This is a genomic window from Dehalococcoidia bacterium (genome assembly GCA_003597995.1).
In the GTDB taxonomy this organism is placed as follows: domain Bacteria; phylum Chloroflexota; class Dehalococcoidia; order Dehalococcoidales; family UBA1222; genus SURF-27.
The window spans coordinates 1-20,932 of the sequence record QZJY01000054.1; the positions used below are offsets into that span (position 1 = coordinate 1).

At 52.7% G+C, this 20,932-nt stretch carries 18 protein-coding genes and 1 pseudogene; 12 read left to right on the forward strand and 7 right to left on the reverse strand.

Annotated features, from left to right (window positions below; genetic code table 11):
• Positions 1–150: 150 nt before the first annotated feature.
• The 3 genes from C4542_06935 to C4542_06945 all read right to left on the reverse strand — a co-directional run bounded on the left by C4542_06935 (position 151) and on the right by C4542_06945 (position 3,658).
• The gene (locus C4542_06935; protein ID RJO61167.1) at positions 151–867 is read right to left on the reverse strand and encodes an SDR family oxidoreductase; all 717 of its coding nucleotides are present in this window, start codon (positions 865–867) and stop codon (positions 151–153) included.
• Positions 868–980: 113 nt separating this feature from the next.
• The gene (gene lipB / locus C4542_06940; protein ID RJO61168.1) at positions 981–1,670 is read right to left on the reverse strand and encodes a lipoyl(octanoyl) transferase; all 690 of its coding nucleotides are present in this window, start codon (positions 1,668–1,670) and stop codon (positions 981–983) included.
• Positions 1,671–1,792: 122 nt separating this feature from the next.
• Entirely contained in the window at positions 1,793–3,658 is a 1,866-nt protein-coding gene (locus tag C4542_06945) for an arsenic-transporting ATPase (GenBank protein RJO61169.1), read from the reverse strand.
• A 390-nt stretch (positions 3,659–4,048) separates the two neighbouring features.
• Here C4542_06945 and arsB point away from each other — a divergent pair, with 390 nt between their 5' ends.
• Together arsB and C4542_06955 are read left to right on the forward strand one after the other, a co-directional pair.
• Positions 4,049–5,059 (forward strand): arsenical-resistance protein, encoded by a 1,011-nt coding sequence (gene arsB / locus C4542_06950; GenBank protein RJO61191.1) that lies wholly within the window; start codon positions 4,049–4,051, stop codon positions 5,057–5,059.
• Positions 5,060–5,183: 124 nt separating this feature from the next.
• Positions 5,184–6,974, forward strand: coding sequence for a hypothetical protein (locus C4542_06955; GenBank protein ID RJO61170.1), 1,791 nt, complete (start codon positions 5,184–5,186; stop codon positions 6,972–6,974).
• Positions 6,975–7,046: 72 nt separating this feature from the next.
• On the opposite strand, the gene C4542_06960 is transcribed toward C4542_06955, so the two are convergent.
• Entirely contained in the window at positions 7,047–8,210 is a 1,164-nt protein-coding gene (locus C4542_06960) for a cell division protein FtsZ (protein RJO61192.1), read from the reverse strand.
• Positions 8,211–8,500: 290 nt separating this feature from the next.
• Here C4542_06960 and C4542_06965 point away from each other — a divergent pair, with 290 nt between their 5' ends.
• The 10 genes from C4542_06965 to C4542_07010 all read left to right on the forward strand — a co-directional run bounded on the left by C4542_06965 (position 8,501) and on the right by C4542_07010 (position 18,112).
• A complete protein-coding gene (locus tag C4542_06965) occupies positions 8,501–9,604 on the forward strand; it encodes an aminopeptidase (GenBank protein RJO61171.1) in 1,104 nt (367 codons plus the stop codon).
• A 262-nt stretch (positions 9,605–9,866) separates the two neighbouring features.
• Positions 9,867–11,630, forward strand: a complete 1,764-nt coding sequence (gene recN / locus C4542_06970) for a DNA repair protein RecN (GenBank protein ID RJO61172.1) — start codon at positions 9,867–9,869, stop codon at positions 11,628–11,630.
• A gap of 99 nt (positions 11,631–11,729) precedes the next feature.
• On the forward strand, positions 11,730–12,449 hold the full coding sequence (locus tag C4542_06975; protein ID RJO61173.1) for a DNA-binding response regulator: 720 nt from the start codon (positions 11,730–11,732) through the stop codon (positions 12,447–12,449).
• Between the two features lie 238 nt (positions 12,450–12,687).
• Complete coding sequence (locus tag C4542_06980) at positions 12,688–13,134, forward strand: methylglyoxal synthase (GenBank protein RJO61174.1); 447 nt, start codon at positions 12,688–12,690, stop codon at positions 13,132–13,134.
• 133 nt (positions 13,135–13,267) lie between these two features.
• Positions 13,268–14,305: a phosphate ABC transporter substrate-binding protein PstS gene (gene pstS, locus C4542_06985; GenBank protein ID RJO61193.1), complete on the forward strand. Its 1,038-nt coding sequence runs from the start codon at positions 13,268–13,270 to the stop codon at positions 14,303–14,305.
• A gap of 85 nt (positions 14,306–14,390) precedes the next feature.
• Positions 14,391–15,332 (forward strand): phosphate ABC transporter permease subunit PstC, encoded by a 942-nt coding sequence (gene pstC, locus C4542_06990; protein ID RJO61175.1) that lies wholly within the window; start codon positions 14,391–14,393, stop codon positions 15,330–15,332.
• Positions 15,329–16,177: a phosphate ABC transporter permease PstA gene (gene pstA, locus C4542_06995; protein RJO61176.1), complete on the forward strand. Its 849-nt coding sequence runs from the start codon at positions 15,329–15,331 to the stop codon at positions 16,175–16,177. The genes pstC and pstA overlap by 4 nt, the downstream gene beginning before the upstream one ends.
• Positions 16,178–16,202: 25 nt before the next feature.
• Complete coding sequence (gene pstB / locus C4542_07000) at positions 16,203–17,033, forward strand: phosphate ABC transporter ATP-binding protein (protein RJO61177.1); 831 nt, start codon at positions 16,203–16,205, stop codon at positions 17,031–17,033.
• 11 nt (positions 17,034–17,044) lie between these two features.
• Complete coding sequence (phoU, locus tag C4542_07005) at positions 17,045–17,710, forward strand: phosphate transport system regulatory protein PhoU (GenBank protein ID RJO61178.1); 666 nt, start codon at positions 17,045–17,047, stop codon at positions 17,708–17,710.
• 12 nt (positions 17,711–17,722) lie between these two features.
• Positions 17,723–18,112 (forward strand): arsenate reductase ArsC, encoded by a 390-nt coding sequence (locus tag C4542_07010; GenBank protein ID RJO61179.1) that lies wholly within the window; start codon positions 17,723–17,725, stop codon positions 18,110–18,112.
• A gap of 29 nt (positions 18,113–18,141) precedes the next feature.
• On the opposite strand, the pseudogene C4542_07015 reads toward C4542_07010, so the two are convergent.
• From C4542_07015 to C4542_07025, 3 genes and pseudogenes are all read right to left on the reverse strand, one after another.
• Positions 18,142–19,166 (reverse strand): annotated as a pseudogene (locus tag C4542_07015) (peptidase M28).
• A gap of 17 nt (positions 19,167–19,183) precedes the next feature.
• Positions 19,184–19,750, reverse strand: a complete 567-nt coding sequence (locus C4542_07020) for a LemA family protein (GenBank protein RJO61180.1) — start codon at positions 19,748–19,750, stop codon at positions 19,184–19,186.
• A gap of 29 nt (positions 19,751–19,779) precedes the next feature.
• The gene (locus tag C4542_07025; GenBank protein ID RJO61181.1) at positions 19,780–20,790 is read right to left on the reverse strand and encodes a hypothetical protein; all 1,011 of its coding nucleotides are present in this window, start codon (positions 20,788–20,790) and stop codon (positions 19,780–19,782) included.
• Between the last annotated feature and the right edge of the window lie 142 nt (positions 20,791–20,932).

Here is a 20,932-nt window from a genome sequence, read left to right on the forward strand (position 1 = left end):
CCGCCGCTTGCGGCGAATCCGGTAAATATATCCAGATTCACAAAGATCAACTAAGATTATTGTGATACCCCGACGCTTGCGTCGGGGAGAATGTCATTTATAAGTATATATTCGGGCAATGATAGTGTCCATTGGATTATAGCTAAAGATCTAGTATCCTCCGCTTACGGAAATAGCCTCACCGGTAATATATGAGCTATCTTCTCCCGCTAAGAATGCCACCAATGACGCGACTTCCTCTGGTCTACCGAGGCGGTGTAAAGGTATTTGATTTAAAATAGAGACCATATATTTCCCAGGGATGTGCTTAATCATTTTGGTATCTATCATACCCGGAGTCACTGCGTTAACCGTGATACCCTTGGAGGCTACCTCCACTGCCAGAGAGCGCGTGAAGCCTATAATGCCGGCTTTGGACGCCGAATAGTTCGCTTTACCGTGAAAACCCTTGAGGCCGGTTATTGAAGAAATATTTATGATACGTCCGTAGTTCTGTTTTATCATAGCTGGAAGGAATGCATGCGAAAAACTGAAAATAGACTTCAGGTTTACGTCGATAACGTAATCCCATTGGTCGCGGTTCATTTTAACGAAAATCTGGTCCAGCATTACGCCGGCATTGTTAACCAGTACGTCTACTTTGGAATATTGCTCCAGGACATCTTTTGCTAAATTATCCACTTCGTCCCTGTCCAGCAGGTTACAATGGTAGGCTCTTGAGGAAGGATACCTCCGCAATATTTCTACGGGGTCGGGGTCATTCTTGTTGTACGTGTATAAAACAAGATAATTTTCACTTAATAGCCGCTCGGCTACGGCCGTCCCGATACCGCCGTTGCCGCCTGTGACAAAGGCTATTCTTTGCATGACAGGTATTCCCCTTCCAAATTGTGGATGCTCATATTCATCGATAACCCTTTGATGCCTCTCAATTCACCCGTGCAAAATTTACTCCATTAATTCGCTTGAGAAGGCTGCGGTTAAAAACATAATTTCCTAAGCTGCTCTTTTGAAATAGATAGAAGGTCGACGTGGAATATCTTCGAGCACCAGCTCATCACTCGCTGTTTTGCTTCCGACATCGAAACCTCATACCCCAGTTCGTTTTCAATCGAAGTAGCCGACCTGCCGGCGATGCCGCATAGATTGATGGTCTTAAAGGAGTCGAGGTCGGGGTTCACGTTGAGAGATAAGCCATGCATGCTGACCCCGTGGCTGATATGCAAGCCGACGGCTCCAATCTGCTTGCCGTTTACCCAGACGCCGGGGTGTTGCGGCAACCTTTCAGCGGCGATGCCATAATCACGCAAGACGCCCAATCCCACTTCTTCAAGTTCAGCAACATAGGCGCGCGCTCCTCTATATCTCAGGTTCATGATTGGATGAATGACCAGTTGGCCGGGGCAGTTAAATGTAGCGTCCCCGCCGCGGTCAGAGTCGTAGAACTCGATACCTCTTTGTGCAAGTTCTGCTGGGGGTACTAAAATATTACCTCTGTCGCCGAATTTACCGAGCGTTATCGTCGGAGGATGCTCAAAAATTAGAAGGACATCATCGATTGTGTCGTTAGCCCTGAGCTTAATCAGCCTGTGCTCGAATTCCATGGCCTCAGGAAAGGTGACAAGGCCAAGCTCGCAGACGAGACAGGAACCAGGCTGGCGGTTTTCCATGTTATTTCCTATCTGCCGTTTCAAACTGTACTTGGTCTTGCTGAATCGGGCCGCCTATTGATGTCGCTTTCTAATGTTATATGCGCATTTACGGCTTAATTCAATTAATGCTACATCCGATATCATGTTTTGTCAACGCCACCACGCGTATCAAAAACCTCGCTGGCGAGAGCACGAATATCCTTTAGACCCTCAGGTTCATGGTCGAAAAGGGGTATCCCCAGCAACGGCACAGGGAATTTCTCTTTAAGCAGTGGCATATATTTCTCCTGCTGTCTGCGGCGGCTGTCGAAAAAGGCGTTGTTGCCGCAATCCCGGGGAATCAACATGTTTATGACCGCCAGATTTGTATGGATGCCGACCTGCGCCTTCAGGTCTTCCGAGGCTCTCCATGCCTCGACAATGGGGGTAAATTCGGGGTACATGACGAAAGCGAAAGTACTTTTACGCGGGTCGCGCATGGTGGCGATCACGGTGTCGTATTCCTGGATGGTACCATCCGAGGTTTTCTTGGTGAGGGAACCGAGGTCGATATAGCCGTGCCAGTCGGAAGGCAGTTCCAGCAACCTGAGAGTATGTCCGGTGGGAGCGGTATCGAAGATGACTATCTGATAAGGGCCCGGCACCAGGTAGGCCATAAAACGCTCGAAAGCCGCCATTTCCTCGGCGCAGGGAGAATTGAGGTCCTCTTCCACGGAGGTTTTTACTTCATCACCCAGGTCTTTCACGGCTTCAAGGATACGCTGGCGGTATTCTTCCAGAGCTTTCCTTTGGTCTATACGAGCGGCATACAGGTTGGGTTCGCCGCTGATGGCCGAGGGCTCATGCCCGACTTTCTGCCCGAAAATGGCTTCGAGATGGGATGCCGGATCTGTGGTCAGGATGAATGTTTTAAATCCCTTTTCCGCCATGTGCAGCGCGGTCATGCATGCGACTGTACTCTTGCCCACTCCGCCCTTGCCGGTAATGAAAACGTACCTGGTCTTCTCGCCAGGTGCTGGAGACAGCAGAGAGTATATCTTTTCGCGGTCGTAACGCAAAGACACGCCGGCGGATTTCTGATGCGAAGAATCTTCAAACTGAATGGCTTGGGCAGTGTCCTCGTAAAGGTACCGCCCGATCGCTTCCAACAACTTGAAGCCGTTAAGTTCCGATGGCATCAGAGGGAACCGCATCTTTTCGATACTCTTGAATTCCTCTTCGATGAGCGCCATGTGATGCTCCTGTTCGGCCAGCTTCTTTTTAAAGAAAGCGTCGGTGCAGGCCTCCGCGGGGTAAAGACCGTTAACAATCAGGAGATTAATCTTGATTCCCAGAGCGCCCAGTTCCTGTTGGCTGCGCCTGGTTACAAGTATAGAGAGATTTTCTGCCTTCAAAACGAAAATAAAAGAGGTTTGTGCGCTATCCTGGAGATAGGCAATGGCCTTTCCGTATTTTAGCTTGGCTCCCTGCAGTGAAGAACTGGGGCCGATGCACGTGGAACCCCCTTTTGAGATTTCCTTAGTCCAGCCGCTGGGGAGCTCCAGCAAGCGGATGGTGTGCCCGGTGGGCGCCGTGTCGAATATAACCACGTCATACTGGGGGTCGTCCATGAACTCTATGAACTTGTCGAAAGCCGCCACCTCTTCGACGCAGGGACTTTTCATCTGTTCCATAATGATATGAAGTTGCTTATCGTCAAGGATGTCCCGCACCGGAGCGATAGCCCTTTCGCGATGCTCCTCAGATGCGATATCGGGGTTGATTTCGATAGCCCAGAGGTTAGATACTTTATCAATGGCAGTGACCTTGTGGCCGATGTTTTGCGCGAAGATGTCGCTGAGGTTGGGCGCGGGGTCGGTGGTTACCAGAAGTGTTTTATACCCCTGGCCTGCCAGCCAGACGGCTGTGCCGCAGCTCATGGTGCTTTTCCCAACGCCGCCTTTGCCTGAGAAAAAGAGGAACCTGGTTACGCCTTTTTTAGACGGGAGAACGTAATCTTTTAACATTTATTTTACTATCTCCTTTATCATCTCAGTTTCATTCCCGCGTGTCGGCGATGACTATCACGGCATTTGGTTGATATGTTGTAGCAAGCTATTGCTACCGTGTGGTATAATCTTATATGCGCATTAAGAATTCTAGGCAGTTTACATCACGATAACTCAAAAGTCAATAGCTCGTTGCTTGAATGAATTGACAAGGGGGAAAATGATAGCTTAGCTATCGTGCGCGGGCAAATTGGGCGTTGTCACATTCAAAAATATCACTGCAAGAGACGGCAAGTTTTGGTTACACATGACACTTGTTCAAGAAAGGAGTGCACCACCTTGAACCAGGAGAAATCAGTCGCCGCCAAGTTGCCGGTACTGGACCGTTTCCTTACGCTGTGGATATTCATGGCCATGGGTTTCGGCATCCTGCTGGGGCAGATTGCCCCGGGAGTGACCGATGCCATTACCTCGCTCCAGGTCGGTGCCATCTCTATTCCTATAGCTATAGGCCTTATCCTGATGATGTACCCGCCGCTCACCAGAGTGAACTACGACCAGCTGCCTAAGGTGCTTAAGAACCCGAAACTGCTTGGCTTTTCGCTGGTGCAGAACTGGATAGTCGGACCACTCGTGATGTTCGGCCTGGCCGTTCTGTTTTTGCGCGATAAGCCTGAATATATGGTCGGCCTCATTCTGGTGGGACTCGCCCGTTGTATCGCTATGGTCATCGTCTGGAATGACCTGGCCAAGGGCGACCGGGAGCTGGCGGTAGGTATGGTCGCCTTCAACGCGCTTTTTCAGATGCTCTTCTACGCTGTTTACATCTTCGTTTTTATCGCTTTTCTTCTTCCCAGGCTGGGGCTGACGGACGAAATATCGGTTAGCATCTCCATCGCCGAATCAGCCAGAGTTGTGTTCATATTCCTGGGTATACCGCTGATTGCAGGTGTTATCAGCCGCTACGGCTTGATTAAAGCCAGAGGCCGGGAATGGTTTGAGAAATCCTTCGTCCCCAAAATCTGCTACCTCACCCCGGCGGCGCTGCTCTTTACTATCATCGTCATGTTCTCACTGAAAGGCGAGAATATCATCGCGCTGCCGCTGGATGTGGCGCGTATCGCCCTGCCGCTCGCATTGTACTTTGGTCTAATGTGGTTTGTTACCTTCTTCATCGCCCGCAGGATGGGTACCACCTATCCGCAGACTACAGCCGTATCCTTTACCGCCGCATCTAACGACTTCGAACTAGCCATCGCTGTCGCCATCGCTATTTTTGGCCTGCACTCCAGTGAAGCCTTTGCCACCGTTATCGGGCCCCTCATCGAAGTACCGTCGCTCATCATCTTGGTCAACGTGGCGTTGTACTTCAAGCGGAAATACTTCCTGGAGCAGCCTGTCTCCACGGCCAAGCAATAGTCATTTCCCCCATCGATTGAAATTCTCATCGTGTTTTTTCACTATCGAGCGCCTCTATTGCGTTTGCCAAATACATGTTCCTATTATAGAATGACCTCAGAATCCTGATGGGAGGTTGCATTTAATGTCTGACAGCGATCTGGAAAAGGTGGTAAGCGGGAATGAAACTCTTAAGGATATCATGGCGAGAGCCAACAATATAGATTTGCAGTTGCAGGGCGCTATGGAAGTAAGCGAACGTATTATCCGTGAAGCGTTGGAGAAGGCCAGGGAGATAGGTAAACTGGCCAAGAAGGTGGCCGAGACAGCCACCAAATCGGCGGATGATGCCGTCAGAGCCGCGGATAAAGCGCTTCAGGCCATCGAAAATGACGCCAGTGCAAATACCAGAACTTTTGAGCAGGCCAAGCAAAAGGCTGAAGAAGCCGCCGTCAGGGCGCGCCAATCTGCGGAAGCCGCTCAGAAGAATTTCGCGGAGTTAGTGCTTCGTGCTGAGAAATCCGCCAGAGAAAATGAAGAAGCCGCCCTGCAACTGGCACGCGACTTTCAGGCCAAAACCTCTCAACTGGAAGCCGGCGTTACCGAAGTGCGGGAAGAGGTTAGGCAAGCTATCAAGGTTTCCAAAGAATCGGTCAGCCGGGCTGAAAAGACAGGTCTGGAAGTTCTTGACATATCGAATGAATCCCTGCGTCTATCAAAGGAAGCGTTAGCTAAAACCGAGAGTACTGACAAGTCGGCGCGACAGATGGCCGATGAAGCATTGAGAGCTTCCCAGGAAGCATCGGCGCGCGTAGATGAAGTCGCTCGTTCGACAAGAGAGGTGACAGAAGCTGCCACCAGGACAGCCAGAGAGTTGGCCCGGCAGGCCGAGAAACATTTCAAGGCTACCGAAGAGGCGGCTAAAGTGTATGCCAGGTCTTTTGAGCAGGCGATAGAGAGAGCTGACGAAGCCGGCAAGTGGGCCAGGGAATCTTCCGAAGACGCCATAAGAGCTTCTCAGGGAGCTATCGCCAGGGCGGAAGAAGCAGCCAAAGCCTCCAAACTGGCGACAGGCGAAGCCGCGCGCAGCGCCAGAGAAGCGGCTCAGAACGCCAGCCGCTCGGCCAAGGAAACGGCAGATGCGGCCATTAAGGAAGTGAACCAGGCAGTTGCTCAGGCTATTGCTGAATCGCACCTTGCGGTCGCCAGGACAGAGGAAGCCAGGCGGGCGGCCGAACAAACGGCAGCACAGGCGGAAAAAATCGGCCAGGAATCTAAAGACACTGCCAGCGTGGCGCTTAACCAGGCGCTGGAGGCGGTGACGCGCGTAGAGAAAACGAGCGAGAACATCCGTGACAACCTGGCCAACTGGGCTAAGATGACCCAGGAGAAAATAGAAAAGGCGGAGGCTATCGCCAGAGAAGCCCAAAAAGCGGCGGAAGAAACCGTAAAGTCCTCTCAGGAAACAGTAGCCCGCGCCGAAGCCATGGTGCAAACTGTGAGACAGGCAGCAGATGAAGCGATAAGAGCTTCTCAAGAAGCTGCGGAGGCAGCCAAGCGTGCCGCTCAGGAAGCCGGTGAGTTGTGGGTGCGCGTTTTCGGGGAGATGTTAAGCAACACGAGCGAAGTGAACGTGAAGGCTAAACAGGTAACTCAACAGACTGCCGAACAACTGGCAGCGGCTGTCCGAGGCAAAGACCCTCCTCCTGCGAAACCTCCGAAAAAACTTACCGAAGAAGAAAAAGCTGTGGCACAGAAATTCGAGAAGACTATGACCATCGAAGAGCCACCCGTCAGCGACAAGCAGATAGCCAAAATAGCCACGAAGAAGATGCAGGAGCGCATGGAGTCGCTGTCGAGGATGTACCTCAAAGCGGAGACCAGCCAGCCCGGCGAGGCGGAAGGCGAAGATGACCACGTGATAGAGGAAGACTAGAAATATCGCGCTTAGAATAAAAAAGAGGCTCGCTATTTATATCGAGCCTCTCGCTTATAGATGCAATCAGGTTTATAGCAGACTGGGGATGTCTTTGAACGTCTCACCGAGTCCCATCTGCTCGTACTCCACGCCGCTCTGGCGCCGCTTGGCGTGGTTGATGTATTCGATGGTGCGGCTGAAATAGTCCATCACCTTGCGCGAGTTGACCAGCTCGGAGAGGATGACGGTGACTTCGATATCCGTGCCCTGGCCGTGCGGGTAGTCGCCGGTGCGGATGATGGCCTCGGTCGCCATCGTTTTCAGCGTAGATGATAGGTCGTTGATGAGGTCCATATTCATCTGGCCGGGAGCGGTGGTCAACAGGTAGAGAGCTTTTTTGGCCTCGGTAGGATTGCACTTGACCGAGAGGTCGCCCAGCGCTTCATCCATGGCCTGAACACCGTGCTGCGTCTCGGAGCTTTTCTCGCGGAAGTCCACCAGTTTGTTGACTTCGAACCTGGGGGTTTTTGCCTTGCCATAGCCGATGACAGTCCAGCCGGAAAGGGTCTGGATTATGTCTCCGGCGTCTAGCACTTTGCTGCCGATAAACTTGGGGTTGGTTTCCTCGCCGGCGCAAAGGATGTTGTAGAATGGCTTGACCACCATGCGATTTATCTTGGCCAGGTTGTTGCGGATGGGGGCATTCTTCTTTAGATAACGCTGATTGTCCACCAGGAAAATGGCGTCCGCCGCGAGGTAAGATGACTTGAGACATGTGCCGACATTATAAATGGAGCGTTCTTCAGTAGCTTCTTCATATCTAAAAGGCAGGACGACCATGTTATAGACCGGCTTATCCAGATAACGCTCCTTGATCATATGGGTGAGCACAGAGATGGAGCCTGAACCTGTGCCGCCAGCAGCGCCGGCGATGAGAAGGAAGGCGTCCGTGTCCGCCAGGTGGGCCGAGAGGCGGATGGCTTCGATGACCTTGTCGCCATCGGAGCGGGCGATGTCGGCGCCCACGTCGTTCATCTTGCCGACGCCGTGACCGCCGGTCTTCTTGTTGCCTATGAGGATGCGGTGCTGGAAGTCGGATTTAATGTATGCCAGACCGCTGAGGTCAGCCACATCGGTGTTAACCGCCAGTACGTTGGTAAGGATATCAAAGCCGCCCTGCACGTGGGCTTTCTTGTTCATGAGAGCGAATTCGTCAGCGATTCTGCCGCCACACTGTCCACAACCGATAACCAGTAACTTCACATTTACCTCCGAGTTTCCTGGGTAATCTTCGAGTTGATAAAAGTGTAGCTTACTTGTCCAAAATGGTCAAACCTGACTTTAGTTTATCAATGTCGTATTGAGCCGTTCAGGTCAAATAGGATGTGCGCTAACCAGATTAACATAATCCAAAAGAAATTGTGATGAACGCATCTGCGCAAGAGTATCGGACGGTTATCAATAGTCCTACGGGAGCATTGTTAGGTAACCCGCTTGTTGCTAATATTAAGGCTGGACATTTATTGAATGGAGGATAGCATCAAATGGCGGATTTGAGGCTGGAAAAACTGGCTGACCTGCTGGTGGGCTACTCTGTGGCGGTTAGGCCGGGCGATAAAGTGGCTATAACGGGGGAGAACGTCACCACGCCCCTCATCAACGCTATCTATGCCAAAGTATTGCAGGCGGGCGGGCATCCTGTAGTAGTAGCGCGTTCGATGGACACCCAGGAGCTTCTCTATCGCTACGGCTCGAAAGAGCAGATTGAATATGTGCACGAGCTGCAGCGCGTGGTTACTGAAAAATACGATGTGCGCATCGTCGTGCTCGGCGGCGAGAATAGCAAGGCGCTCAGCCGTGTGCCCTCGGAGAAGATGGTATGGTTTGACAAGAGCCGCACCGACCTGATGAAAACGATGATGCGGCGCACGGCCGCCGGGGAATTCCGCTGGGTAATCGCCCCATATCCCACCGCCGCCATGGCACAGGACGCAGAGATGAGTCTATCCGACTACGAGGATTTCGTCTATAAAGCCTGCATGCCGGATATGAAAGACCCTGTGGGCTACTGGAAGAAGGTGTCGGCGGAGCAGGAGCGCATCGTCGCCTGGCTCAAGGATAAGGAAAAGGTGCACGTCATCGGCAAAGAAACCGATTTACATCTGAGCATCGCCGGGCGCAAATTCATTAGCTGCGCCGGAGACAAAAACGTGCCCGACGGGGAAGTCTTTACTGGACCGGTGGAAAACAGCGCCAGCGGCCATGTTTATTTTTCATATCCCGCTATAGAAGCCGGACATGAGGTCACCGGCGTCCGTTTATGGTTCAAAGAGGGCAAGGTGGTCAAAGCCACGGCCGAGAAAAACGAGGATTACCTGCTGAAAACGCTGGATACCGACGAGGGTTCGCGGTTCCTGGGAGAGTTCGCCATCGGCACTAACGAGGGCATACAGCAGTTCACCAAGGAAATTCTCTTCGATGAAAAAATCGGCGGCAGCTTCCATATGGCGCTGGGGGCTGGTTACCCCGAGACTGGATCGAAGAATGAATCAGCCATTCACTGGGACATGGTGTGCGACCTGCGGCAGGGCGGCGAGATCTGGGTGGACGGGCAGCTTTTGTATCGCAATGGCAAGTTCGCCATCTAGCAATCGGATTAGAGAAACAACGACGGGGACGGCATTTGCCGTCCCCGTCTTATATTAGAGTAAAGATGATGAAAGTCTCAAACACTAAACCTTACTGTTATCTCTCCCCTAGAGGAGAGATAACATAGGGGATCCTCCCCTCCAGATGCTTCGGCCATCCATCATGGTCTCCAGCATGGACACTCAATAATGCTCAGAAAAGGAACAACGGATTGTCCAGCATTTTACTTATAGCGTCCCTTTATGCTAAGAATATAGCAGCATTTTCAAGGAGAAACGCTTGCTGGCCGAACTCAAAGTCAAGTCCCTTGGCATCATCGATGAACTCACCTGGTGTCTGGCTGGCGGTTTCAATGTCATCACCGGTGAAACGGGCGCCGGCAAGTCGCTGGTTATCGATGCCATTGAAGCGCTATTGGATGGGCGCTTGGAGGAAGAAAGTATCCGCTACGGCGCCGACAGCTCGCGTATCGAAGCTGTATTTTTTATCGCTAAAAACCCACTCTGGCCCCGGCTGAGAGAACTGCTGGAAGAAAAGGGCATAGCCGTCGAAGAGGACGACCTGGTGATGAGCTGCGAGTTCCGCCGCCAGGGGCGCAGCGTTATACGCATCAACGGCAGCGCCGTCACGCGTGGCCTGTTGCGCGAAATCGGCAGGCTGCTGGTGGATATTCACGGACAGAGCGAGCACCTTTCTCTATTCGACAAAAAGCATCACCTGGACTATCTGGACGCCTACGCGCACTGCACGGATAAAAGAATAGAATTCGGGGAAAGTGCCTCACGGCTGTACGCACTGAAAGACGAGTTGGCCAAGTTGAAACAGGCCGTAGCCGAGCGCGTCCACCGCCAGGAGATACTGCGCTACCAGAACGACGAGATTACCAGAGCGAAGCTAAAGGATGGCGAAGAAGATGAACTGGAACGGAAACGCCGCGTCATATCGTCCTGCGAAAAACTGAAGGCGCTGGCCTATGAGGCTTACCAGGCGCTTAACGGCGACGACGGCGTGGGCCCGGTAGCCCTCTCCCGTCTCAACGAGGCCATACGCTCCATGCAATCCCTGGTGGCGCTCGATCCCTCTCTAAAGACACAGGCGGATACCCTTGAGAGCGCGTTGGCCGGCATCGAAGAGACCGCCCGCGATATCCGTTCCTACGAAGAGAGGCTGGAATATGACCCGCGCGAACTGGAAGAGATTGAGGGACGGCTGGAACTCATCCACACAATCAAAAAGAAATACGGCACGAGTGTGGCGCAGGTGCTGGAACACCAGAAGAACATTGACTCGGAGCTAGCCCGCCTCGAATCTGCAACAGAGGATGAGGCTCGACTGGAGAATGACATAACCAGACTTAAGGAGGAGTTAGGCCGACAGGCAGTACTCCTCTCCCTTGCCCGCAAGAAAGCAGCGGCCAAATTCGAGAAAGACGTCGAAGAAGAGCTGGGCGAACTCAACATGTCCCAGGTACGCTTCGAGGTCGCCATCCGGCAAGCGGACGACGAAGGCGGCATCCCTTTTGACAAGGGACGATGCGTGGCATTCACCAGGGACGGCGCGGATGAGGTGGAGTTCATGGTATCCACCAATCCGGGTGAACCCCTCAAACCTCTGGCCGCGATTGCCTCCACCGGTGAGGTTTCACGTTTTACTCTGGCTATCAAGATGGTACTGGCCGAGGCTGACCACACGCCTGTGCTGGTCTTCGATGAAATTGATATCGGGGTGGGCGGGCGTAGCGGCGATGTGATAGGCAAAAAGCTGTGGAGTCTGGCGCGTCATCACCAGATTATCTGCGTCACCCACCTGCCGCAGATAGCGGTGTTTGCCGATGCACACTTCTCGGTGAACAAAGAGAACGAAGGCGAGAGAACCACCAGCAATTTAGCCGTCCTTGAGGTGGATAATCGTATCAAGGAACTGGCTTCCATGCTGGGAGGGGTTTCGCGCAGCGAAACGTCAGTAAAAAACGCCGTTGAGATGGTTCAAAAATCCGAAAACTGGAAAAAGACTCAAACTAGCTGAGATATCCTCCGTCTAGTTTATTTTATTGACCAAAACATATTGAAATGCCGTCGCATGCCTTCTATAATTGTCTTTAGCGTTCCCGGAAGGTAAGACTAGATGGCTGATGAATCCCCGAAACCCGCCAAAGTCCTAGTGGTGGAAGACGACCAGACACTCTCCGGTGTCATCAAGTACAATCTCTCCAAAGAAGGCTATAAAGTGCTCAGCGCCGCTGACGGAGCTAAGGCTCTGGAAGTCGCCAGGAGCGAGAAACCGGATATCATACTTCTAGACCTGATGCTGCCCAAGCTAGACGGCCTAGAAGTCTGCCGTATTTTGCGCCAGGAAAGCAGCATACCCATACTCATGCTGACTGCCAAAAGCGAAGAAGTAGATCGCGTAGTAGGGCTGGAACTGGGCGCTGATGACTACATGGTTAAACCGTTCGGCATACGAGAACTGATGGCACGAGTACGCGCCATGCTGCGTCGCCGCCAGATGCTAAACCAGGAATCCAGCGCCTCCCGGGATGGAGTCACTATAATCAAAGCCGATTCTATCGAGATGGACGAGACCCGCCATTCTGTACTCCTAAAAGGAAAACCACTCGAGCTCACTCCCAAGGAATTCGACCTGCTGGCTTTTCTGGTAAAGAACAGCGGCCAGGTATTCAAGCGCGAACAGTTGCTGGATAGGGTATGGGGCTATGATTACGCTGGAGATACTCGCACCGTTGATGTTCATATAAGCTGGCTGAGGCAGAAAATCGAGAATGACTCCCAGCACCCGCAGCATCTCATCACGCTGAGGGGAGTGGGTTACAAGTTTGAAGAATAGCCTTCTACTGGTTAAAGGCCACCTCACACAAAAACCGGGGCTCCGTTTGATTGGAATAACCCGCGGAGGTGGGCGAAAAATTCCCATTGTTCCTTAACTTGCCAAGTTAATCTGTACAATCTGATAACATATTTTGACCATCTGCACCATCATTTTATTTTACGTCCCTTTAACAATCCCTTGAATTAACCTTAATGTATATCCCCTATGATTAAACTAAGAAACGAGAGGAAATAGTATGGGAAAACTTACACTGGCTTTGATAGCCCACGACGGCAAAAAAGAAGAAATGGTCAAGCTGGCGCGTGAGCATAAAGAAAATCTGGCAAAGTTAGCCCTGGTGGCGACACGCAGCACAGGGCAGCTGGTACGGGAAGGTACCGGCCTTGCCATAACGCTGGTCAATAGCGGCCCGCTGGGAGGAGACCAGCAGATTGGGGCTATGGTGGCGAGCGGTGTTGTGAAGGCGGTCATATTCCTGCGGGACCCGCTGACCGCGCAGCCGCACGAACCGGACATCGCGGCCTTGATGAGGGTATGCGACGTGCACAATGTGCCCCTGGCAACCAACATGGTAACCGCCGAAGCGGTGATGCACCTGCTGTTCGAACATCCCGAGGTCCTGGATGAACCTCAGATAGAGGCTACCCTCAATAACGGGTCAGCGCTCCATCTTAGAAAGTAAGCCGGGACTTCTTTAAATAACGGAATAGAGAAAATCGAAATAGGAAATTGGAAAAGGAGAAAAATAGGAATTGACCAAGACACTAAGAAAGTTCGCGCCAGCAATAATAAGCATCTCACTCGCGACAGTCGTCATGGTAACCGGCTGTACCTCAACGCCGACTACAATAACGACCGCTACTCCTGCCCAGGCTGTTAGCCTTGACGGCGCAGGCGCTACCTTCCCCAACCCACTTTACAGCCTATGGTTCAGTAAATACTTTACTCTCACCGGAGTCAAGGTTAACTACCAGTCCGTAGGGTCTGGTGCCGGCATAACGGCTATTACCAATGGTACGGTCAACTTCGGGGCGTCCGACGGACTGCTGAGTGACGCCCAGCTAAAAGCGGCACAAGACGCCTACGGCTCGCTGGTAACCATCCCCATGACCGCAGGCGCAGTAGCCCTGATCTACAACATCTCGGGTGTTCCCACGCAACAACTTAAACTCGCCGGAGATGTGCTGGCCAATATCTATCTGGGCACTATCACGAAATGGAACGACCCGGCCATCACCGCGCTCAATCCGGGACTAACACTGCCCAATGCCACCATCGCCGTGGTACACCGCTCTGACGGTTCAGGTACCACCAATATTTTCACCAACTACCTGGACAAAGTAAGCACCCTGTGGCATAGCCAGGTGGGGACCGCTAATTCCGTGAACTGGCCGGCGGGTATTGGCGCTTCGGGAAACGCCGGCGTAGCCGGTTCAGTACAGCAGACACCTAACTCGATAGGCTACGTGGAGCTGGCTTATGCCATTGAGAACAAGCTGGCACATGCTCAACTCAAGAATGCCTCCGGCGCATATATACTCCCCAGCGTGGCCTCGGCCACCGCGGTTGCCAACGGAGTAACCCTGCCCGACAATATGCGTGTGATGGTCACCAATTCGTCGGACCCGGCAGCCTATCCCATCGTTGGTTTCACCTGGATACTGGCCTATACCAATCAAACGGATAAAGCCAAGGGTACCGCACTAGTGGACATGCTCTGGTGGGCTATCCACGAGGGACAGGCGGATTGCGCCGGCCTGAACTACGCCCAGCTTTCAAGCGCCGCTGTAGTCAAGGCTGAAGCCCTGGTTAAATCCATCAAATATCAGGGACAGCCCTTGCGCACGAGCTAACCCTTGAATCCTGGGGCAAGAACATGGGAGAATGTAGAGCGAAGACACTCTCTGCATTCTCCCTTATACGAAACCCGAAAGAACGATGATGCTGAAAAATAGAACCAGCGGTGTATTGCGCATCGGTAACCGGGCTTTCACTCAGGTTACCCTGATTTGCGCTTTTATTATCGTAGCTATCCTGGTTAACATTCTGGTGGTACTGACGCTACAAGCATGGCCGGCTATACGGGAGTTCGGAGCGCCATTTTTGAGCAGTTCCACCTGGGACCCCGTTAAAAATGAGTATGGAGCATTGCCTGCCATATACGGGACCCTGATAAGTTCACTCCTGGCTCTGGTCATTGCAGTTCCCCTGAGTATAGGGGCGGCCATCTTTCTGGTGGAACTTTCTCCCGCATGGATACGCGGACCAGCTTCGTTTATCATCGAGATGCTGGCAGCCATACCCAGTGTGATAATCGGGCTTTGGGGGCTCTTCGTGCTGGTGCCCTTCGTGAGGAGTCCCATTGAAAGCTGGCTGGGGACACACTTGGGGAGTCTTTCGTTTTTCCAGGGGCCGCCTTTCGGTTTCGGATTTCTGGCCGCCGCCATAATACTGGCGATCATGATCATTCCAATAATCACTGCCATGAGCCGCGACGTTTTGCGGGCCGTTCCATCCACACAGAGAGAAGCCATGCTCGCGCTTGGGGCTACTCGGTGGGAAACCATATCGCGGGCGGTGCTGCCCTATGGACGGTCCGGTTTGGTTGGGGCCGTACTGCTCGGACTGAGCCGCGCCCTCGGTGAGACTATGGCGGTTACCATGGTAATAGGCAATGGCAACAAAATAACCGCGTCTCTGTTTTCGCCTGGTACCACGATCCCCAGCAAAATAGCTAATGAGTTCGGTGAGGCTTCAGGGATCGGTCTTTCCAGTCTAATAGAACTGGCTTTAATATTATTCGTCATTACGCTGCTGGTAAACGTGATCGCCCGCCTCTTGGTATGGCGATTGACTGCAGGGAAAATGGCGAGAGAATGATGATTCGGGGTAAGAGTTACAACTGGCGTAAGTGGGGTAACCGCATCATGCTTGGGTTAAGCGCTACGGCTGCCGGCCTGGCTATACTGGTAGTGGCGATGATGTTGGGGTATATTCTTGTGAAGGGGATTTCTTTTATTAATCTTGATTTTATTACCAGCGCCGCGGTGCCTCCCGGACAAGAAGGCGGCGGCATGCGCAACGAATTAATAGGCACGCTCATACTGGTGGGGTTGGGATCGTTAATCGCTGTCCCGATCGGGATGATGGCCGGTATTTTTCTATCCGAGTTCGGTAGTCCCATTGTCCAATCGGCGGTGCGCTTCGCCTCCGACATACTGGCCGGCGTTCCCTCTATTGTTGTAGGCGTATTCGCCTATGCCATCATTGTGCGTCCGATGCATTCCTATTCGGCCTTTTCGGCGGGGGTGGCGCTGGCTATCATTATGATACCGGTTATAGCGCGCACCACTGAAGAATCCATGCGTCTGGTACCGGGTTCAATGCGTGAAGCGGCGCTGGCACTGGGTATCACAAGGTGGCGAGCGGTGGTCTCGGTGGTCATCCCGGGGGCGCTGGCGGGCATCGTGACCGGAATAATGCTGGGAGTGGCTCGCATCGCGGGCGAGACCGCTCCACTAATGTTCACTGCATTTGGCAATTCCTTCGGATACGATGGGCTGGGGAATCCCATCGGGGCGCTGCCTTTACAGATTTACAGGTATGCTATCTCACCATATGAAAACTGGAAACAGCAGGCCTGGGCGGGAGCATTTTTACTGGTGATGCTCGTTTTAATAATAAGCATAGTGGTGCGCTGGCTGAGCAGAAAACGGAGTGCCTGAGTATACTATACTCACAGGGAAAATAATGAATACTATATTACAACCTCCGGTAAATGAAAATTTAGAATCGTCTTTTGTCAGCAACCACATTATCGTGGCAGAAAATCTGAGGGCCTATTACGGCTCCTTTTTGGCCGTGAAAGATGTTAATATGGGGATACACCCCAGGTCGATAACGGCCATTATCGGGCCGTCCGGCTGTGGCAAGTCTACGCTTATCCGCTGCTTCAACCGCATGCATGAAGTGGTGCACGGGGCTAAGGTAACCGGAAAGATACTGCTCGACGGTGAAGACATTTACGCGCCGTCCGTAGATGCTGTAAACATACGTTGCCGTATCGGGATGGTCTTTCAAAAACCCAACCCTTTCCCTACCATGTCGATAATGGAAAACGTGGTGGCCGGGCGCAAACTCACCAGCCTGTGGAGCAAGCGCTCAGAGATGGAAGAGATAGCCGAACGCAGCCTCAGGCAGGCAGCGTTATGGGACGAGGTCAAAGACAAGTTGAAGCAATCAGGGGCTTCGCTTTCAGGCGGGCAGCAGCAGAGGCTGTGCATCGCCCGTGCACTGGCGGTAGAACCTGAGGTTATTCTGATGGATGAGCCCTGCAGCGCTCTGGACCCGGTTGCAACCCTTAAAATTGAAGACCTGATGCGCGGCCTGGCGAAAGACTTTACAATTGTTATCGTTACACACAACATGCAGCAGGCCGGACGCGTTTCCGACATGACGGCCTTCATGCTGATGGGAGACGACAGGGCGGGGACTTTGGTGGAATACGGACGTACTGACCAGATATTCACCAACCCAAAAGATAAACGTACGGAAGACTACATCACCGGGCGATTCGGTTAGAGGAGAAATTTATGCCTAGACAGGATTTTGACCGACATTTACAAACGTTACAGGAAGAGTTGCTGGTCCTGGGGAGCATGGTGGAAGAGGCCATCAGCCGCTCGGCCGATGCTCTCAAGAACCGCGACCTGGCGCTGGCACGGCAGGTTGTTGCTGACGACTTCAACATCAACCAGAAGCGCTATGATATCGAGGAGATGTGCATCGAGCTTATCGCAACGCAGCAGCCGCTGGCGCGTGACCTGCGCATCATCATCGCGGTGCTCAACATGATAGTCGACCTGGAGCGTATTGGGGACCATGCGGGGGGTAATGCCAAGATAGCCATCATGATAGGCGACGAGCCGCCTTTGAAACCATACATAGATGTGCCGCGCATGGCTGAAAAGACCAACGAGATGCTGCGAGCGGCTCTCGATGCCTTTATCAAACGGGACGCCGAAGCCGCTCGTCGCGTCATAGCGCAGGACGACGTAGTGGACAACCTCTACGACCAGGTGTTCCGTGAACTTTTAACCTATATGGCAGAGGATCCGAAAACAATCAACCGGGCAACGCGGCTCATCTGGGTGGCGCATAATCTGGAACGTAGCGCCGACCGCGTAACCAATATCTGCGAGCGTACCATCTTCGTCATCACCGGGAAGGTAGAGGAAGAGGGCGTTTCGAAGTATTAGGTCGACTTTACTATGAAAACCGTACTCTTCGTTTGTGTGCACAACTCTAGCCGCAGCCAGATGGCAGAAGCTTTTTTCAACCGGCTGGCGGGTGGTAAGGCCAGGGCTATGTCCGCCGGTACCCAGCCGTCAGAAGCAGTCAATCCCGTTGTAGCTAGAGCTATGCTTGAGGCTGGGCTGGATATAAGCCGCAACAAGCCTAAATTGCTTACATCCGAGATGCTGGATAAAGCCGATAGAGTGATAACTATGGGCTGCCTCGACTCAGCGTCCTGTCCTGCCCGTTTGGTGACTGCCGAGGACTGGGGGCTGCCGGACCCGGAAGGTAAGACCCTGGCCGAAGTTATCAAAATACGCGATAAAATCGAAAGAAGAGTCGCAGAGCTTTTGGAGGGGTTGTAAAAAAGAGGGAGGACTAATAGCCTCCCTCTTTAACTTTGAGATTTATCTACTGTGCTGTCGCGCTCGAGTTCAAGGCCGATTTTGGCACAATCCCCTGGCCTTTGTGCATCTGCTCGTAGGCCTTTTCATAGTCGGCGTAAGAGTTGCCGCCCATGCCCCGCAGGATGCGCACTCTTTCAGCGATGGGTGGATGCGTGCTCATCCAGTCGTTCACGGCGCGCTTCTTGGCGAAGGGGTTGATGGTATACATCGGCGCCGTCGCCTGATTAGCTGCTTTCACCTGGGTATTAGAGTTGCCTAACTTTTCCAGCGCTGAGGCTAGTCCCTCGGGATAACGCGTGTAGAGGGCCGAGGAAGCGTCAGCCAAGTACTCGCGCTTGCGCGAGATAGCCAGGTATATGAGTTGGGCGAAGATTGGTGCCAGTATCAAAAGCACGAGCCCCAGTATCATCAGGACGGCCTGAATGTTTCCGCCGCCGTCACCGCCCGAGCGACGGTCAGAACGCCGCCCTCCACCCCAGAACATGACGCGCGTGGCGTACCATGAGATTATGACGATGGCACCCAGCATGACGGCGCTGATAGTCATCAGCAAAACGTCGCGGTTCTTGACATGCCCTATCTCATGCGCAATGACGCCCTGCAGCTCGTTGCGGTTAAGCTGTTCCAGCAGCCCCGAAGTGATAGCCACGGCGGCCTTATCGGAGTCACGCCCGGTGGCGAAAGCGTTCAGGGCCGGGTCATTGATGATATAAACGTCCGGGACCTTGGGCAGACCGGACGCTATGGACATCTCCTCGACTACGTTGTACAGGCGCGGATTGTCGGCTTTGCTTATCTTGCGCGCGCCGGAAACGCCGAGGAGTATGCTGTCGCCCTGGAAGAAGGCTATCAGTCCCATGATCGCCCAGACGATGGCTGCAATCAGCAGCCCGCCCAGGGCGCTATCAAGAAAGTACAGCCCTACGACATAACCTATCGCCAGGAGCAGTATTCCCATAAAGACAACCAGCACAGCCGACCTGAGCTGGTTAGACCTTATCTGTTCCCACATTGGATACCAACTCCGCTTTAGGTGAAGCTTACTTTGGGCGCGTTCTTTTCCTCTGGCACGGTGACTTCGAAGAATTCGGCGGCCTTGAATCCAGCCATGCCAGCCACGACGTTGGACGGGAACATCTGGGTCTGATTGTTGTAGCGCAGTACGCTATCGTTGTAGAACTGGCGTGAAAAGCTAATCTTGTTTTCCGTCGAGGCCAACTCCTCCTGCAAAGAAAGGAAATTCTGGTTGGCCTTGAGATCGGGATAGGCTTCGGCCACTGCCAGCAGCCGGGCCAAGACTGAGCTGAGTTCTCCTTCGAGTTTACCGCGCTCGGCGGCGTTAGATGCTGTCGCCGCCTGGGCCATGTTGCGAGCCTTGGTGACGTTTTCGAACACCTCGCGCTCGTGCTTAGCGTAGCCCTTGACCGTTTCAACCAGGTTAGGGATGAGGTCATAGCGGCGTTTGAGTTGAACATCTATTTGCGACCAGGCGTTTTTGACCTGGTTGCGCAGGCCGACCAGACCATTGTAGATAGCGATGAAGAAGAACAAGAGCAGGACGATGATACCGAGAACGATCCATAATCCGATAAGCATGGTCACCTCCATTTAAAATTTATAGAGACTTATGCGTTGCTTTCGAAAATTACTGCCTGTTTCAGCTTGACAAGAATATTTGCAGGGCGGTCGGTAATATTCTCGACCATTGGCAGTTGTCTCAGTATATCGGATAATACCACGGACTTTTCCGACGATACGATTATCTGAATGCCTTCCCCGGCAGTCCCGCCCACCATAACAATGCGGATATCTGGAATTTCACGCAGGCTGTTTTCAAAATCAACCATGTGGTCTGAATCAACGTCCCGATGGACAATAGTAAGTTTAATCATACCCGTACGGCTTATGGCCGGACCCGGCTGATTGACTTTCGATGGCCAGGAAGGCATATCCGGAATTTCTCTGGTAATGGGCTTTACCGCAGACTCTGGCTGTGCCGGCGTTTTAGCGATATTTATTGGTTCAGTTTTCTTTTTTTTCGCCTTTTGCTGGTTTTTTGCGAGAGCTTCACGGGCGCTACGCTCGGCGACGGCAATTTTCTGAGCCCGTATTTTTGCCTCGGCAGCTTCCTGTTCAGACCTTTGCCGGCCTTTGCGCTTGTCCTCAGCCTTGTTGCGGGCTGCTTCCTTCTGGTTTTTTATTGCCTGTTCGGCTTCTCGCTTCATCTTTTTTTCAGTTTCATAAGTCTGCTGAATGGCGCGCCGATGCGTCTCGTCGGCTTCGGCAATCATGCGTTTGCCCAGTTCCTCGGCCTGTTTGATTGCCTTCACCCTGGTGTCCTCTGCCTTGATTAATATTTGTTCCTTATTACGCCTGGCTTCGTCCAGTTCCCGTTTGCGCAATCTGGCTTCGATACGGTCGCGGGCTTCGTTCAAGCGTTTTTTAGGTAGATCGAGCGCAGCCTGCGCCTGTTTAACAGCCTCCACCTTGATATTAACGGCGTCTTGTATGGCGCTCTCCCTGGTTTTGGCAGCGGCATTCAGGGCAGATTTATAGTTTTCCTCAGCCTGGAATATTGCCTTATCGCGGGATTGCCGTGCTACGGAATTGGGGTCAATAGCGCCTGTATCAGACATCGGGCGTTCTCCTGTCAGAGGCGGAGAAATTACTGGAGGCCGGACATAAGCCAGCCATCAGACTGTAGTTTATATCATAGACTCAGGGCTGTCAATGAATTGTCTGCGTGATTCCCGAATCAAAATTCAATGAACACGGTAT